The 16,262-nt window shown below is 33.2% G+C and carries 16 protein-coding genes; 2 read left to right on the top strand and 14 right to left on the bottom strand.

The annotated features are described in order from the left end of the window. Positions 1-22: 22 nt before the first annotated feature. Entirely contained in the window at positions 23-772 is a 750-nt protein-coding gene (locus tag IPK88_08320; GenBank protein MBK8243416.1) for a hypothetical protein, read from the bottom strand. 519 nt (positions 773-1,291) lie between these two features. Here IPK88_08320 and IPK88_08315 point away from each other — a divergent pair. Continuing rightward, a complete protein-coding gene (locus IPK88_08315) occupies positions 1,292-1,492 on the top strand; it encodes a hypothetical protein (GenBank protein ID MBK8243415.1) in 201 nt (66 codons plus the stop codon). 363 nt (positions 1,493-1,855) lie between these two features. On the opposite strand, the gene IPK88_08310 is transcribed toward IPK88_08315, so the two are convergent. The 6 genes from IPK88_08310 to IPK88_08285 form a co-directional block, all read right to left on the bottom strand. Next, positions 1,856-2,335, bottom strand: a complete 480-nt coding sequence (locus tag IPK88_08310; GenBank protein ID MBK8243414.1) for a GNAT family N-acetyltransferase — start codon at positions 2,333-2,335, stop codon at positions 1,856-1,858. Beyond that, positions 2,336-2,842, bottom strand: coding sequence for a GNAT family N-acetyltransferase (locus IPK88_08305; protein ID MBK8243413.1), 507 nt, complete (start codon positions 2,840-2,842; stop codon positions 2,336-2,338). 5 nt (positions 2,843-2,847) lie between these two features. After that, positions 2,848-3,189 carry a n-acetylglutamate synthase gene (locus IPK88_08300; GenBank protein MBK8243412.1) on the bottom strand — a complete coding sequence of 114 codons (342 nt, stop codon included), beginning with the start codon at positions 3,187-3,189 and terminating at the stop codon, positions 2,848-2,850. Then, a complete protein-coding gene (locus IPK88_08295; protein ID MBK8243411.1) occupies positions 3,177-3,641 on the bottom strand; it encodes a DinB family protein in 465 nt (154 codons plus the stop codon). The genes IPK88_08300 and IPK88_08295 overlap by 13 nt, the downstream gene beginning before the upstream one ends. Before the next feature lie 2 nt (positions 3,642-3,643). Further along, the gene (locus tag IPK88_08290; protein MBK8243410.1) at positions 3,644-4,084 is read right to left on the bottom strand and encodes a GNAT family N-acetyltransferase; all 441 of its coding nucleotides are present in this window, start codon (positions 4,082-4,084) and stop codon (positions 3,644-3,646) included. A 209-nt stretch (positions 4,085-4,293) separates the two neighbouring features. Then, positions 4,294-4,932: a pyridoxamine 5'-phosphate oxidase family protein gene (locus tag IPK88_08285; protein ID MBK8243409.1), complete on the bottom strand. Its 639-nt coding sequence runs from the start codon at positions 4,930-4,932 to the stop codon at positions 4,294-4,296. Positions 4,933-5,051: 119 nt separating this feature from the next. Between IPK88_08285 and IPK88_08280 the strand changes: the two genes are divergently transcribed. Continuing rightward, the gene (locus IPK88_08280; GenBank protein MBK8243408.1) at positions 5,052-6,485 is read left to right on the top strand and encodes a PLP-dependent aminotransferase family protein; all 1,434 of its coding nucleotides are present in this window, start codon (positions 5,052-5,054) and stop codon (positions 6,483-6,485) included. 271 nt (positions 6,486-6,756) lie between these two features. Here the strand turns inward: IPK88_08280 and IPK88_08275 are convergent, their stop codons facing one another. The 7 genes from IPK88_08275 to cphA all read right to left on the bottom strand — a co-directional run bounded on the left by IPK88_08275 (position 6,757) and on the right by cphA (position 16,230). After that, positions 6,757-9,504: a T9SS type A sorting domain-containing protein gene (locus tag IPK88_08275; protein MBK8243407.1), complete on the bottom strand. Its 2,748-nt coding sequence runs from the start codon at positions 9,502-9,504 to the stop codon at positions 6,757-6,759. A 74-nt stretch (positions 9,505-9,578) separates the two neighbouring features. Further along, positions 9,579-10,097, bottom strand: coding sequence for a HEAT repeat domain-containing protein (locus tag IPK88_08270; protein MBK8243406.1), 519 nt, complete (start codon positions 10,095-10,097; stop codon positions 9,579-9,581). A gap of 227 nt (positions 10,098-10,324) precedes the next feature. Continuing rightward, positions 10,325-10,783, bottom strand: coding sequence for a DUF1801 domain-containing protein (locus IPK88_08265; GenBank protein ID MBK8243405.1), 459 nt, complete (start codon positions 10,781-10,783; stop codon positions 10,325-10,327). Positions 10,784-10,853: 70 nt separating this feature from the next. Next, a complete protein-coding gene (locus tag IPK88_08260; protein MBK8243404.1) occupies positions 10,854-11,387 on the bottom strand; it encodes an SRPBCC domain-containing protein in 534 nt (177 codons plus the stop codon). 5 nt (positions 11,388-11,392) lie between these two features. Next, positions 11,393-11,704: a winged helix-turn-helix transcriptional regulator gene (locus tag IPK88_08255; GenBank protein MBK8243403.1), complete on the bottom strand. Its 312-nt coding sequence runs from the start codon at positions 11,702-11,704 to the stop codon at positions 11,393-11,395. 215 nt (positions 11,705-11,919) lie between these two features. Beyond that, complete coding sequence (locus IPK88_08250) at positions 11,920-13,308, bottom strand: vanadium-dependent haloperoxidase (protein ID MBK8243402.1); 1,389 nt, start codon at positions 13,306-13,308, stop codon at positions 11,920-11,922. A gap of 258 nt (positions 13,309-13,566) precedes the next feature. Beyond that, positions 13,567-16,230: a cyanophycin synthetase gene (cphA, locus tag IPK88_08245; GenBank protein ID MBK8243401.1), complete on the bottom strand. Its 2,664-nt coding sequence runs from the start codon at positions 16,228-16,230 to the stop codon at positions 13,567-13,569. Between the last annotated feature and the right edge of the window lie 32 nt (positions 16,231-16,262).

Below are 16,262 nucleotides of genomic sequence, written 5' to 3'. Positions count from 1 at the left end.
TATCCGATTCATGGCAGAATGATTAGCTTACATGAACCAATTGGATGGCATTATGACCACCATTTTGTAGTGGATAAAATTGACCATTAAGATTCTGAAGAAAACTCACTTTCAATACTATGAAAGTAATACCAGAACCTGCCGGGGCTATTGTTGGTGACAAGACCACATTATTGGAAGTAAGATCAATCAGAAACTGACTTTCCGGGGATGAAGATGATTTAACTTCATTCGTTGTAAAATCAATGTTTGACCATCCACATTCTAGACTACAATGTGTAGCACCTGCTGGAAAAAGCAAGTCTTGCTTAGGAATGAAATTAGCAATAGTGACTTTACCTGTTGGTTCATCAATCGTAAACACGGATTTTAGAACTTGGGTAAGCACTGATCTAATATTGAAATTAAATCCTACCAATAAAGCTTTACCTTCTGAAGTGCTTAATCCAATGCCCACCTTACGTAAACCACGTAAACTTGTGGTATCTTCCTTCAATACTTGTGAAAGACTTTTGAGCAATCTGCTGGCAGATCGTGGATCTGAACCATTGCTGATAACATTGCGTAAGGATGTACGAATCAGTTTTCCGGTTCGACCCATTTCACCAAATTCTTGCATGTTCTCCCGAGTCCGGGCAAATGCTGGATCATTCTTAATGCGGTCACCACTAACTCCACCTTTCATGCGGACCATGTGACCATCTGCTGATTTAAAAAAAGTAAGATCTTCGAGTGTTCCGTTGATCTTAATTAAGCTACTTTGACGAGCCATAATTAAAAAATTAAAGTGTTAAAAAATCATTGCACTTATTTCTAGCTAGCTTTAGAAATTTGCGCTATCATTTATAAAACGAATTATGGTATAGGTTTAATTTTCGGCTTGTCGTATTTGACGCTTATAGTCACATTTGCCGTATTTTTTCACTTTTGTCGCGCTCTGAATTATTTTTTTAAAAATTAAATTTTTCTTCACAACATTTTGAGCTTGTTCCTTACTTGATAGTTACTTAATACTTACTTGATAGATGGTTCATATAGAGTTCATGGGAGTTCATGGGAGTTCATTTAATATTTAAAAATAGAAATTCTTTGCCATGATCCAAAAAAAAAAAAATTAATGTTTAAATAAATATTTTTATTAAAAAATCGTTATCTAATTATTGACAAAATTTTTTGAAGTAAACTTAAACACTATAAGTTTATTTCATTTGTCATAACACCCAAGGAAACAAACTTATTTTATTCATAAAATAAGTTTATTCCTAATGATTGAAATTGTTAAACAAACACTATGATAAAGTTTAGTCGATTCATTGTATACCCTAAAGATTTAATTTATTTGACTGGAAAAAGTGTTCGCTTCAGTCAACGTCTTTTAGTTCGTGTTCGAAAAAAATATAACAAATCCAAAAACGATCCAGTCACTAAAAGTGAAATTGGTCAATTTCTTAAACTCAGTAGTGAAGATATGGATCGATGGCACTTGGATTAAAACTTAATACATTCAAGATGTTAATGGTCTCAACTAATTGTTTGACTATCCATTTAGTCAATAAAAAGAATTTTAAACTATTAACAAATTAGGCACCATTTTAATATTTCATTTTTGCATTCAAATGAAATACAATTCTTTTTAATTTGTCCATTCATAACTAAAAATTGAACAACAATTTTGAATTGAGATTCAACATTGATATTGTGTAGTGCATATTCATAAGCTCTTTTTTATGAATACTATTTTAAAAACTGAATGATTACCCAAATAAGAATTTGTTAAATTTGAGCAATGATTTTTGGATTGTAACCACGAACAAAATAATGCAACACTACTCTATAAATATTGTATCTCTACTATTCATGAAGTCAAAATCTTTCTTAAAGTAGGTTCCTTGTGTTGGATAAAACCTTCCTGAATATAAACCTTTTCACCAGCCTCGGTGGCATGCAACTCAAAAGCTGTAACACTATATTTCCTTCCTTCCTCTACCAATAAATTTAAAATATGTTTACAAATTCCCTTTCTTCTAAATTCAGGAATGGTATACATATTCATAATATAACCCCATTTACCGGATAGATTTTTGAAATTTCCGGGCATTTGTCGGAAATGAACTGAACCAATGCCAGCTACTTTTCCATCACACTGAGCAATAAAAGAAATACAACTATGGTCGACAGTAGCATTGGAAAAATAACTTGTCATCTGTTCCCTTAAAAATTGAACCAAGTTCTCATCTTGATCCCCGGATAATTCTAAGGCAAATAAAATTCTGTTGTTAACTAAGGTATGAATATCACCTTGTGTAGCTCTGTGGTATGTTATGTTACTCACCATTTATTCTAATCTGAGTGTGTATAAATAATATTGCTTGCTATATATCAATTCGAGGTCCATTAATTTGGTAAATCCCACACTTTCATAAATATGTCGTGCAGCATTTTGAAATTCAGAAGTATGCAAAGCTATTGTTTTCACACCAGATGATCTTGCTGCATCAATACATAATTGTGTCAACTTTTTTCCAATACCCTTACCTTTACAATTCGGATGAACAGCAACTAATCTAATATAGGCCCAATCAGATTGAAACCATTTATCAGGGTTGCCATGAGGTATTAGGAATGCACAGCCCACAATTTTGCCTTTGTATTCACTAACAAAACATCTAGCTATAAGAAATAATTCTTTATATGTAATTTCGTTCCCAAGGCTTTCTTCCCATACCCTAGCATTTTCATCAGAAATAACATTTCTAAATTGCATATAAGCGAACAGAGTCAATTTCTTTATTTGATCTATGTCGTCTGAGTTTCCACTTCGGAAAATATATGCTGGCTTCATAATATTTAATGCTCCAAATATTCAGACACCCCGGTTTCATTACGATCACCCAACCATTCCCAATTTAATTTGAGCTTTATCTTTTCATTTTCTGTAAAAGATATGTCTGCAATTGCTTTACCTGCTTTCAATTCATTATCGAAAGTTATACATTGATAGAGCATATTTAATTGGGTTTCATTTAAAATAGCAATTATTTTTCCATACCGGATTGTTCCACCATAATAATCAGCAGTTACAAAGTTCCCATTTTGTTTATATTCAAAAATGGTTTCAGAATTTACTTTCCCTTTTTCAGAATTTGTAATTAATGAAAATGTTTTGTTGTTAAAATTTATTTTATACATAATGCTAAAGCTTTCATTATTTGTTCGTTATGAGAATAATTATGTAAGGCTACTTTTTCAAATTCCATCTGTAAGGTTCTCAGACCTGTTATATTATGTACAAACTCCTTATCTTTAAATTGGTCATAGTACTTTTCAATGAGTTCGCTATTCATTTCCCGACAAAGTGAATAGAGTTCCTTCTTACTTGTCAATGGCTCATTTATATAATCAAACGTCTCATTCCATTCATCTTGGTTAAAAGCCCAAATAACTTGTTTAGGCTCAGCCATTATTTTTTTTAACCTCCCAACAAATAAATATTCGGTATCGGTTAAATGATGGAGGATCTGACGGATGGTCCATTTGCCATCACCATAATTTTTATTAAGTTCACTATTAGATAAATCAAAACATGAAATGGTAAAGGACTTGGTGTCCTGCAATAAATGCAAAATTTCTGTTTTATTCATTTCTAAAAATGAGATAGTTCACAATTTATTTCTACTTCATCAATTTTGGCCCCTCGTTTTAAATAAAATTCAATAGCCTTGCTGTTCCAATTTGAAACCTGCCATTTAACTTTTTTACAATGCTCATTCTTTGCAATTTCTAAAACACGCTCAAACAGCATGCTACCAATTCCAAGACCTCGATAGGTTTGCATCACATATAAATCATCTAAATAAATGGCTTTGCCTGACCAGGAATAATAAGCCATAAAATAAGTTGAAAAGCCTACTATTTGATCCTTATCAAGAGCAATTAAACAAGTGAAGTGTTCCTTATCTTCGATCATTTGATTCACTGTTGTTAATACATTTTCCGGTGTTTTAATGTATAATGCAAACTCCAGTATCAAATCGAATACTTTTTCAAACTCAACAATTTCTGCTTTTCTAATTTCTATAGTCATTCCATTTAATTATTGATTGTAAAGTTAAATGCATTTGAAAAAATCATTTAATGTTTTCTCTTTGAACTTATAATATATGGTATTCATTCCTAAATTATGTCATCCTATAATAGAGCTTTTAATGAATGTCAATGTTAACCTTCAAAAGGAATAAGTAGCACTTTGGCAATTCTTATCCAAGCTGATGATTCTATTTTATTCTCATTGGGCTATCTATTTTTTTCATAATACTTTTTAACACTGCTACTCATTTCTAATGACGTACCAAATTTTTGATCTTGTCTTGGTTCTAAAGCTTTGATTGTTAATGGTATCACTCCACTCCAAACCTCATCCAATATTTCATCATCTCCCATCGGGCCTTCGCTTCTCATTTTTGCTGATGCAGATTCAATGGTGAATTTTATTACCATAGTGGCATTAAGTTGAGCTTCAGTTCCGATTTCTACTTCATCCGTTCTTCCCTTGACTAAATTTTCTGAAATGATTTTCATTCCATGAATTTTTTCTTGGTCATCATCAATCAAAACAGCTTTCCCAAATAAAATAGTGGACCTGTATGTAACCGATGAATAAAATAATGATTTTGCCAAAACGATACCATCTAAATGAGTCACGGTAATACAAATCGTTTGCCCATCTAATATTTGATTGAGCATAAAATTTTTAGTTGATCCATGAATATACAAATAGTCTCCAAATCTCCCATATGCTGTAGGAATCATCATGGTTTGCCCCTGGTGTTGAAACGCTATATGACACAAAAAACCTGCATCCAGTATGGCATGTATATTTTCTATATCATTCATTTCTCTTTTAGCTCCTCTTATTACTTTATTAAATTTCATACATCTTATTCATTCTGTTTATTAAAAAATGGATTAATTAGATGCAAAATTCAACCAAATATTATAATTAGTACAGATACAAATTTGTTTATTTTAACCAGTACAGTTACATTTACACTATGAAAAGTAAAGAACTACTTTATTTACAACTTGCTAATCATGTGGAACATCAGATTAAAAGTGAAGTGCTCATAGTGGGCGATAAATTACCCTCCTTAAGAACCGTGGCGCTCGAAAAGGGTGTTAGTATTACTACAGTGCAACAAGCTTATTTCGAATTAGAAGCCAGAGGCTTAATTGAATCTAGACCACAATCAGGGTATTATGTATCATACGCTCACAAGTATTTTAAAAATATTCCGCAAACAAGTCGACCCATTATTGCCAAGACAGAAGATGATATAGAAGATATCATTTTTGCTGTTTCTAAAAATATTAGCAAAGCTAAAATTGAGTTGTCAACAGGAGTTCCTGCATTAGAATTATTGCCAGTAGCTAAAATGAATAAGGCCATTGTGAATGCAACACGTAATATAAAAGGTGGGGGTTTAAACTATGACAAAGATGGAAATCAAAATTTAAAAAAACAAATTGCAAAACGGTCATACATGTGGGGCGGGACATTGAAAGAAAATGATATAGTTACCACTTCTGGAAGTATTGATGCCATATCATTTTGCATGCTCACATTAACTGAAAAAGGCGATACCATAGCAGTTGAAAGCCCAGTATATTTTGGTATTTTACATTTAGCAAAAAATCTGGGATTGAATGTTTTAGAACTACCTACAAATCCCATTACTGGTATTGATGTTGATGCCTTGAGAAAAGCCTTACAAACTAAAAAAATTAAATTGTGTCTTTTAGTAAGTAATTTTAGTAACCCTATGGGTTGTTGTATGCCGGATGAAAATAAAAAGGAAGTAGTTAAACTAATGGAGAAGTATAATGTCCCTTTAATTGAAGATGATTTATTTGGTGATTTGTATTTTGGAAAACACCGCCCAAGCTGTTGCAAAAGCTTTGATGAAAGTGGTATTGTATTATTATGTAGCTCTTTTTCTAAAACACTGGCCCCTGGTTATCGTGTAGGCTGGATGGTCCCAGGTAAGTTCAAAGAAAAAGTTGCCCGAACAAAATATTATCATTCATTATACACAACTTCCATCACTCATGAAGCTGTTGGTAGCTTTTTGGAAAATGACAGATATGAAAATCATCTACGAAAATTAAGACAAACACTTCACAGAAATTCATTGCAGTTTTTACGCTGCATCAGTCAATATTTTCCAGATGATACAAAAGTGACCAATCCACAAGGTGGTTTACATTTATGGGTAGAACTAAATAAAAATGCAAATACTATAGAATTATACAATACTGCCATGGCAAACAAAATCAGCATAGCCCCAGGTAGAATGTTTACTTTACAAAACCAATATAATAATTGTTTGAAATTAAATTACGGATTGTTGTGGGATGATAACGTTGAAGGCGCATTAAAACAATTAGGAAAACTATGTAGTTTGACCAGTATTACAAAACGGTTGTAATATTTTAAATAGGTCCATTTAATTTTGAGTTTCTACATATTTGTCTTTAGTTTTTTTAAAGCTTAATTGTCAAATAATCGCTCAGTATATTGATTGCTGCAAATATTATTCTTTTCCAACTATTTTCAATGGTGTATAATTTTGAAACAAGTGATCAAATTGGGAGAAGTAGAACTTTATAAAGTTGATGATATCTAGGATGTCATACATGATCCAGTATACTAAGTAATACTGTATTTACGCTTCTATTAAACTCAAAACAATTATAATATTATTCCATTTTAACTAACATTTTACTAGTTGAAAGGTTAGTATTGCCATCAATTACCTTTACTATATAAATGCCATGTATAAGATTATCTAAATTGATTCGGTATTGTAATCCTGAAACATCCTCTACTTTTTGCACCATTTGAGCATTCGAATTCCATATTTCAATTGTAGCATGATCTAGTATATTTGAAAATTGAAGTGTTGTTTGATTTGAACATGGATTTGGATTTGCGGCAACATTTTCAATTACTTGCACTCCGATTGAAGTAGAAGTATTTGAGATTGAATTTGAAATACTAAGTAATACAAAATCATTAAATTCGTATGCTTCGCTTTCTGCACAGATATAAATGTTTCCATCTTCATTAATCGCAATACTATTTGCATAATATGCAGCAAAATCAATTTGTTTGATGCCGTTTAAATTAAATGTATTATCCAAGGAACCATTTGAATTATATTTGAGAACCACAATATCTAAGTTTGCTCCATTGTAAGTTGCACCCGCGACAAGTATTTTCCCATCTTTTTGGATAATTGCATCATTTGAAAAATCAATCTGAGATAATACTGTATATACGATTCCACGTGTTCCGAATGTTGTATCTAACATTCCACTTGGCAAATATCTTATTAGAGCATTTCTTAAATTCGTACCAAAACTATTATCTCCTATTCCTGAGACAAGAATTTTACCATCCATTTGCTGAACAACTGAAGTGCCCAAACCTCTCCCTAAATTAAGATCTGTCGTAACATATCCAAATACATTAAAACCTATATCTGGTTTGCCATCTGTATTGATTCGTGTAGTCAAAATATCGGATCGAGTTCCTTTATATTGATTCCCAGTTACAAGAATTTTATCATCTCCTTGTAAATTTAAAGCTCCAATATATTCATCATATCCTGTATCAAAAAAAACAATTCCCGTAGCATTAAAACTTTTATCTAAGCTCCCATCTATATTATATCTCAAGATTGCGATATCGGATTGAGCTGTGTCATAATAATCTGCTCCGAGTACTATTTTGCCATTTGGGTAAATGCTTAGATCCTTTGTTTGCTCATCAAATCCGAGATCTGTTATAACTTTTCCATCTGTATCAAATGACTTGTCTATACTGCCATCAGGATTGTATCGAATTAAAATAATATCTGCATTATTGTCATTATATCGAATCCCTCCCACTACAATTCTTCCATCACTTTGTATTGAAATTGATTTCGCAAATTCACTACTTTCTGCATCTGTAATTACTTTTCCTGTTTTATTGAAACTTGTATCTAAGCTTCCATTCGGATTGTATCGTACCACGACAATATCAAAATCCAAACCATTAAATATTTCACCTGCTAATAAAATTTTCCCATCGTTTTGGATTGCAATATCACGAGATCTCTCATCTGATCCAAAATCACTGATGAGTTTTCCTTGATTACCAAAATTATGATCTAAACTTCCATCTGTATTTAATCTAATGGTGAACATATCTTCTTCGGTAATTAACCTAGAATCATAAATGTATAGTGTACCAACACCTAAGATCTGTCCATCACTTTGGATTGCAATTTGATTTAGAATGGCAGCTTTGTCTTTAATAGAAATTTTAGCAATTCCATCCACACCAAAAGTATTATCCAATATTCCATTACTTAAATATCTTTGAATAATGGCTTGACTAGAATTAAAAGTAAAAGTTGCAACTAACAACTTGCCGTTTGTTTGAATATTAAACTTAGTTGCATATGTATAATAACTAACTTTTGTTTTCTGAATGCCGCTATCCGCAAAAGTTAAATCAATCTTACCTGATTGTTCAAATCTGCGTAGAATAATATATCGCTGATCCATTGTATCCAAATAAGTTGAAAGGATTACAATTTTACCATCCTTTTGAATGAGCAAATCTTCAAATGTTTCTTCTGTTTTTGGAATGGGTGGATTGAAAAAGAAAAAAGTTTTATCAAAAGTACTATCTAAACTTCCATCTTGATTATATCGATTCAAATACAAAGCACTAACATACTTTGAAGATCCTCCTGCATGCCCACCAACCAATATTTTTCCATCGGATTGTACTTTTACACAGGATGCAACATTTAAATCAAAATAATAAATACTTTGAACGCCATCAACTGAAAAACTATTATCTATAGTGCCATCAGCATTGAATCGATATACAACCCCGTAAGTGATATTTTGGATTTCCAAGATACCGACGACGACTATCTTACCATCTGTATACAACGTCATGTCGTATGGAATGACATTATTGTTGGTTTTTAATATTACAAATCCGTTTTTACCAAAATTAAAATCTATATCCCCATTAGAATCATACCTAACTAACATTAAACTGCTAATTTTGTCACTTAAATGTGTCGCCTTTCCAACCACAATGATTTTTTTGTCAGCTTGTATTGCGCATGAAATCCCTATAGCATCGTAATCAAAGTTAGTGGTAAGAACCTTTCCATTTTCACCAAATTCAGAATCCGTACTGCCATCTTTATTTAATCTTTGAAGTGCAATACCTTTTGTTGCCAGAAGTTTTTCTCCGGAACCAAGCATAAGAATTTTTCCATCCTCCTGGATCAATACATCCGTTGCAGACTCATTTAACTCTAAGATATTTGTACTTACTATACCTTTTATACCAAAACTATCATTTAATCTTCCGTCTTGTGAGACAATAGTATTTGTAAAACAAAGCGTAAAAAGTAATATAATCAAGTTTTTCATAGGTCTAAAATGATAAATTTAATTGGTTCTTCAAAAATAATTCAAGGTTAGGGTTTAATTATCTTTCTATACCTTTATTTTTGAATTTTCTTTAATGCATCGAGGTATTTCTTCTTAACTCCATCATTTTCTTCATTACCGCATATAGATTCAATTGTTGGAATTAAATGAATATTATGTTTCGTTTTTAATTTAATTATTTCACCTAATGCATATGCAGTCGCCCATCTAACAACAGTTCCATCATGTCTGGCATTGATGAGTAAATGTTCAATTGTTTTATTTAGATTTGTTGGGAATAATTGTGCAATATTACCAATGACTTTTGCACTCTCCCATTTTATCCTTGGCGCACGTTCGTCCAATGATTTTGTTACAAAGTTTAAAACATTTTCATCAGCTATTATAGCATTTTGTTTTGTTGCAAATTCAATACTCTCTATACAGCTTGCTTTATCCGAATCCTTTGCATTTTCTGCAAAAACCATTAATTCTTCTATGGGTAACGAACCGTCTAACAACCATTCACCAATTGTTATAATCTTCTCTTTTGGCTTTGTTGTTTTGTCCTTAATTAATTCTAATAGCGTCATAGTTTAAACATATGAATTTTCTTCAAATGTAATAAAAAATTATCCACACTATTGACCTTATGTTTTTACTCTACAAATATATTGTCAAGTAACTTAAAACATGAAAAAAGTTCTAACTACTTGAGCTTGATGAATAAAAAATAAATCGTACCACAAAGCCTTCTGCTATAGTATTATTGGTTATTTACTGGAGAACACTGTTATTACAAATTAACTCCTTCGCACGTTTAGTTTTTTTCTTGATGGTAATTAATTCCAAATAGGATTGCCTCCTTAAGAATTTCAATGTTTATATCCTTAAGCCTTTTAAACTTAATACAATAACCAGTTACGCTTGCCTTCCCTATTTTTTGCCCAAATGTTTTGGCTAAATAGGTCTTATCTTCAATACCCATTATGTATACTGAAATTCCGACTGTATTTGCACTTAAACCAATTTGATAAAACTCTCTGGTTTTTGCTCCATCATTCGGGCTTACTGTAGCATAATTTATAGTGTATGATCCATATCCTATATTGGGATTAGAGACCGTTTTATTTTCGCTGTTTTTTCCATCTAAAAACCATAATTTACATCCTGGCATGACTTTCATGATGATAGTATGCAGCTCTTCCATTTCACTGCGTTTCGGTTCCGCCTGGCTGTTAATATAGGCTTTGATTTGTTCTTGCACGTTTGTATCCATAATAATATTGATGCCAATTAATGGTCGTTTAAAAGTTCTATTTTCTTATTGACTTCATCATTTTATTGATTTATTTTAATTGTGGTTTCGATAAATCTGCCAATAAATTTTCTAACATATTTAATGTCATCGTATATCCTTGTTGGAAGCCTTCTAGCAATTTCTCCATACGTTCAAAGGATTCGTTATAAATAGTTATGACCACTTTGGTTATAGGTCTGCTGACATGATTATGTATGCGAGCATTTTGTTCACTGAATTGGTAATCCCATTCAGATCCCGGTAATTCTGGATTTTCATCTTTGTCAGCAAAGGCATTGTACATTTTAAAATTGGTTTTTGGCGTTATTGACGTATACCGCTGTATCGACCAACGCTCTATTCCATCAGGGCTTACCATGGCATAGAACCTTTTTCCACCAACTTCAAAATTCATATATTTGGTTTTAGCTACCCATGGTGCTGGTGCTGTCCATTGGTCAAGGAGTTCTTGCTTGGTAAAAGCATCCCACACCAGCGTAAGTTCAGCATCAAATTCTCTGGTTATAATAACTTTTTTTGCTGTTTTATCAGCTTTAAAATCAAATAGTAATTGGTTAGTCATTTATTTTATTTTTTAATGTTTGATAATAAAAGGTCAAGTTGGTTAAACTGGGTTTCCCAATTTTTTCTAAATTGGCTCAACCAAATGTCTAATTCCTGCATTTTTTTTGGATTAAAGTGATAATAAATTTCTCTACCAGATTGCTCTGGTTTTATCAAATCACATTCTTGCAATACTTTAATATGTTTTGATACTGCTTGTCGGCTCATATCAAATTGTTCGGCCATTGCTCCTGGTGTTAAAGCTTGAATTGCAATGAGTGCCAAAATTGCCCTTCGTGTTGGGTCAGCTATGGCTTGGAATAGGTCTTGTTTCATTTTAAAAAAATCAATTACGCAACTTTAAGGTTGCAAATATATATGCAACTTTTGAGTTGCGCAAATTTATTGACGATTATTTTTAATAAATTAATTTAGAAGCAATTATTATTGTTTCCTATGGATCATCTATTTGTGCTTTAATTTGAATTTTTGGCAAAAAAAAATGGGTAAAACTTTCATCTTACCCATTTATTTTATCTTTTAATCTAATTTTATTTTGTCCAGTCTAAATCCAAAATACTTTGTGCTACTTTTTCACCTAAATCTAAACCTGTATCACAATCCATTCTAAAATGCACACCCAATGGAATTCTACTAAGAGCATTTTCAATTCCTGATTTTGTAATCAAACCATATGTCCTAGGTGCTCCTAAGAAATCTGTTCTGCCTTCATGACATCTATCTGTGAATTGAGTATTATCTATAAAAGCATTGGCCAATATTCTCGAACCAGTACCGCCAAAAGTAGAATGACCAGATGGATATGCAGGAAAGGCAGGTGTAAATCCAAGCCAACCCACAGTCCAGTTGGGATCAATATTACGATTAATATAAGTTACTGGCCTTTCGACATTATATACATATTTATTATACCAGCATGCTACTGAAGCATCATTTAATGCAAGCCCTAATTGAGCATTAACCGCGACAGCTGTTTCCAAATTAACTTGTTCCAATAGATACAATTGATCCGCAATGGCTAATAATCTAGAAGGTGGACTAAACGTCATACCTACTCTATCATCACTCCAAAATTGAGCAATATGAGCAAATTCTTCCTGAGGGTGATCCTTTGTCTCTTGATTTAATGCTATAACTTCTTTTGCTTGATTATAAATTACCGAATTAGGATCTGAATTATTTGTCCAATATGGAGGTTTCACTTTCAAATCCTGAATGGTTTTAGTTCCTAAAAGTCTTACATTTCCCCATCTTGGAAACATAGCTCTCCCTCCATCTCCTGGTTGTGTCTGTACCCATAATCCATCACCAACTGGTGGTGTGTAATCAATAGGCTGTGGATTTAAATAGGCTTCATGTCCATAAACATCAGTAGCGGACCATGCCCAAACAGCACGTGCCACATCCTGACCCCAAGCTTTTGAATTGTTTAAATTAACTTCATTGGATAATTGTAGGTATTTAGCTTCCAATTCATTTTCTAATGAATTGATCCGATCAATCATATTTTGATTGGTAATTCCATCGGTAAAAGATGTTTTTTCAAAAAATCTTCGCATTAAATATGCATATGATGCATTGACAACTTCCGGCCAATAAATCGATTTATCTTGTTTTAGAGTGGGTAAATCCAAGCCGATATATCTGCTTGCAATAGATTTGTAATCAACCATACCCGGAGCACATGCTTCATACGCACTTAAACCCATATAACCCAAAGCTCTTGGAGCTGGACCTGGCCGGTAACCTTTAGCATAACGTTCTATTTGTAAAAACAATTCATTCCATTTGTATATGGATTCATTGGTGTAATTTGCTACATGTGGATACTCAATGGGAATAACCGGACCTGTACATGAAGAAATAATTAACATCCCTATAATACCAACGGGAAGTAAAAGTTTCAAAATTGCCTTCATTATTTAAATATTTTGCTTGATTGATTAATAGACTTATTGAATTGAGCACAAAAGTATAACTAATATTTAATAATTATTGAGGATTAAAATAAATTTTTAAATAAAATAAATTTATATACATAATAAAATACATATGTAAGTTTGTAATTTACAATATATAATGAATAATGAATGCTTAATAATTAAAAAATACTAATTTTTTGTGGAATCAATCAATACTGCTCACTTTATTCAATATCATTTTATAGTATTTTTAAACTAATGATTGGACTGCATATTGGGTATGTCCTCCCTCTTGAATCCATAAAATCGACTGGCTTCTTCTTCCTTATATTTCTGTACCAAAGCCAGTGCTTCAGTTACAACGTCACTGCATATGACAATCAGGGAACCTGGCTTAGCATTTTCTAAAGCATATTGGATAGCCTCTGTTTCATTTGAAATCACCTGAATGGGTTTATTGGGATCGTGCTCATGAATTCCTTTTATGATCATTTGGTTAAGCTCTGTATTGGTTCTCCCCCTCAAATTTCTATCTTGCCGAATGATGATTTCATCAAACATAGTACTGGCCACATAGCCTATTCCTTCATTATCCTCCACCCTCCGATCTCCTATTCCCGCAATAATACCCACCTTCGGTTTACCATCCATTTTATCTATAAAGTTTTTCAATGCGGACATTCCAGCTTGATTATGGGCATAATCCAGTATAACATCGAAATGTTTGAAATTGAAAAAATTCAACCTTCCAGGGGTTTGGGCCGGTGATGGAATAAAGGTCTCTAAACTAGAACTTATATCATCTAATTCAAATCCATTGATATATCCTGCTAAAGCGGCCGGAAGGACGTTTTGGATCATAAAGGTGGCTTTACCACCAAAAGTCAATGGGACATTTACCGCTTTGATTAATCTCAGTTTCCATTCTCCCTTACATATGGTTATAAATCCGTCTTCATATATCGCAGACAACCCGCCTTCACGCATATGTTTTTTAATTCTTGGATTGGACTCATCCATTGAAAAAAGTGCAATTTTACAAGTTGCTTTTTCACGCATACCATAAACCAAATCATCATCTGCATTTAAGATGGCATATCCCTGAGGACTTACTGATTCTACAACCACGGCTTTAACTTTGGCTAATTGTTCAACAGTATGAATTCCTTTTAATCCTAAATGATCCGGAGCAACATTAGTGACAATAGCAATATCGCAATTCTTAAATCCCAGACCTGCTCTTAATATCCCCCCACGTGCAGTCTCAAATACTCCAAAATTTACTGTGGGATCTTTTAAAACAAATTCTGCACTGCCCGGTCCAGAACAGTCTCCATGCATCAATAAATGATTTTGTACATAAACTCCATCTGTTGTTGTGTATCCCACATTAAAGCCCATCATTTTAACCATATGTGCTAACAATCTGGTCGTTGTAGTTTTTCCATTGGTTCCTGTAACCGCTATTATAGGTATACGCGATGGTGTACCAGGAGGATAAAGCATATCAATTACGGGGGCAGCAACATTCCTCGGAAGTCCTTTCTCAGGTGCTAAATGCATTCTAAATCCCGGGCCGGCATTCACTTCAATCACCGCACCCCCAACCTCTGTAATAGCCTTACTGATATCTTTGGAAAGAAAATCAATACCACAAATGTCTAATCCAACAATTCTGGATATGCGTTCAGACATAAATACAATTGAAGGGTGAACAATATCAGTAACATCAACAGACGTCCCACCGGTAGATAAATTGGCTGTATCCTTAAGAACTAAAATTTCTCCTTTGGTAATGATAGTTTCCAAAGTATATTGTTTTAATTCGAGCAACTTGCGAGTAATATCGTCAATGGTAATACTAGTCAAAACTTTCTCATGTCCAAAACCCCGTCTTGGATCCTGATTAACTTGATCAATCAGCTCCTGTATGGTTTGTTTACCATCTCCTATAACTTGAGCCGGCAATCGTTTTGCCGCAGCCACCATTTTGTGATTAATCACAAGTATTCTATAATCTTCACCTGTAATAAATTGTTCTACTATTACGGAAGGGGAAATCCTCTTTGCAAGGTTAAATGCTTCAATGGCCTGAGCCCAATTTTGAATGTTAGTAGTTACTCCCCGGCCATGGTTTCCGTTAATTGGTTTTATAACTATGGGATATTGTTGATCTTCAATGGCAGAAATCAGTCCAGCTTCGGTTCGGATAATTTCACCTTTAGGAACCGGAATTTGTGCCTGTGTGAGTAAATATTTGGTATCTTCTTTATCCCCTGCGATTTCAACTCCTATATTTGAGGTTTGGCTTGTTACTGTGGCCTGAACTCTTCGTTGATTGCGACCATATCCCAATTGGCATAAACTATATTTATTTAATCTTATCCAAGGTATACCTCGAGCTTCAGCTTCTTCAATGATTGAACCAGTGCTTGGGCCTAAGCGACTGGATTCTCTTAATTCCCGCATTTCTTGGATGTCCTCAGTTAAATCATAAGTTACATTATCTATCAATGCCTGAACGATACGTACCGCTGCTTTTGCTGCATAAATTCCAACCTTTTCTTCCAAATAATCAAAAACCACATGATATACTCCATCTTCACCATAAGTTCTTGTTCGACCAAATCCAACTTCCATACCGGCCAGTGACTGAATCTCTAATGCTACATGTTCTATAACATGTCCCATCCAGGTTCCTTCTTCGACTCGTTGATAAAAACCACCAGGAGTTCCCACAGAACATCTATGACTGTACATTCCTGGTAATAATGCCTTCATCCGATCCAAAAACCCAGAAATAACATGGGTTGGCCGACTTTCCATTTCTTCAAGATCAAGGACCATTACAATAAGTTTATGCCTCTTAATGGACCAATAATTTGGTCCTCGCATGACGTTGATTTCTCTTATCCTCATTTCATTTTGAATTATAGCCGTCAAAATAAGAA

The organism is Candidatus Defluviibacterium haderslevense, assembly GCA_016712225.1.
Lineage (GTDB): Bacteria > Bacteroidota > Bacteroidia > Chitinophagales > Saprospiraceae > Vicinibacter > Vicinibacter haderslevensis.
This window is presented reverse-complemented; position numbering and strand designations above follow the sequence as displayed.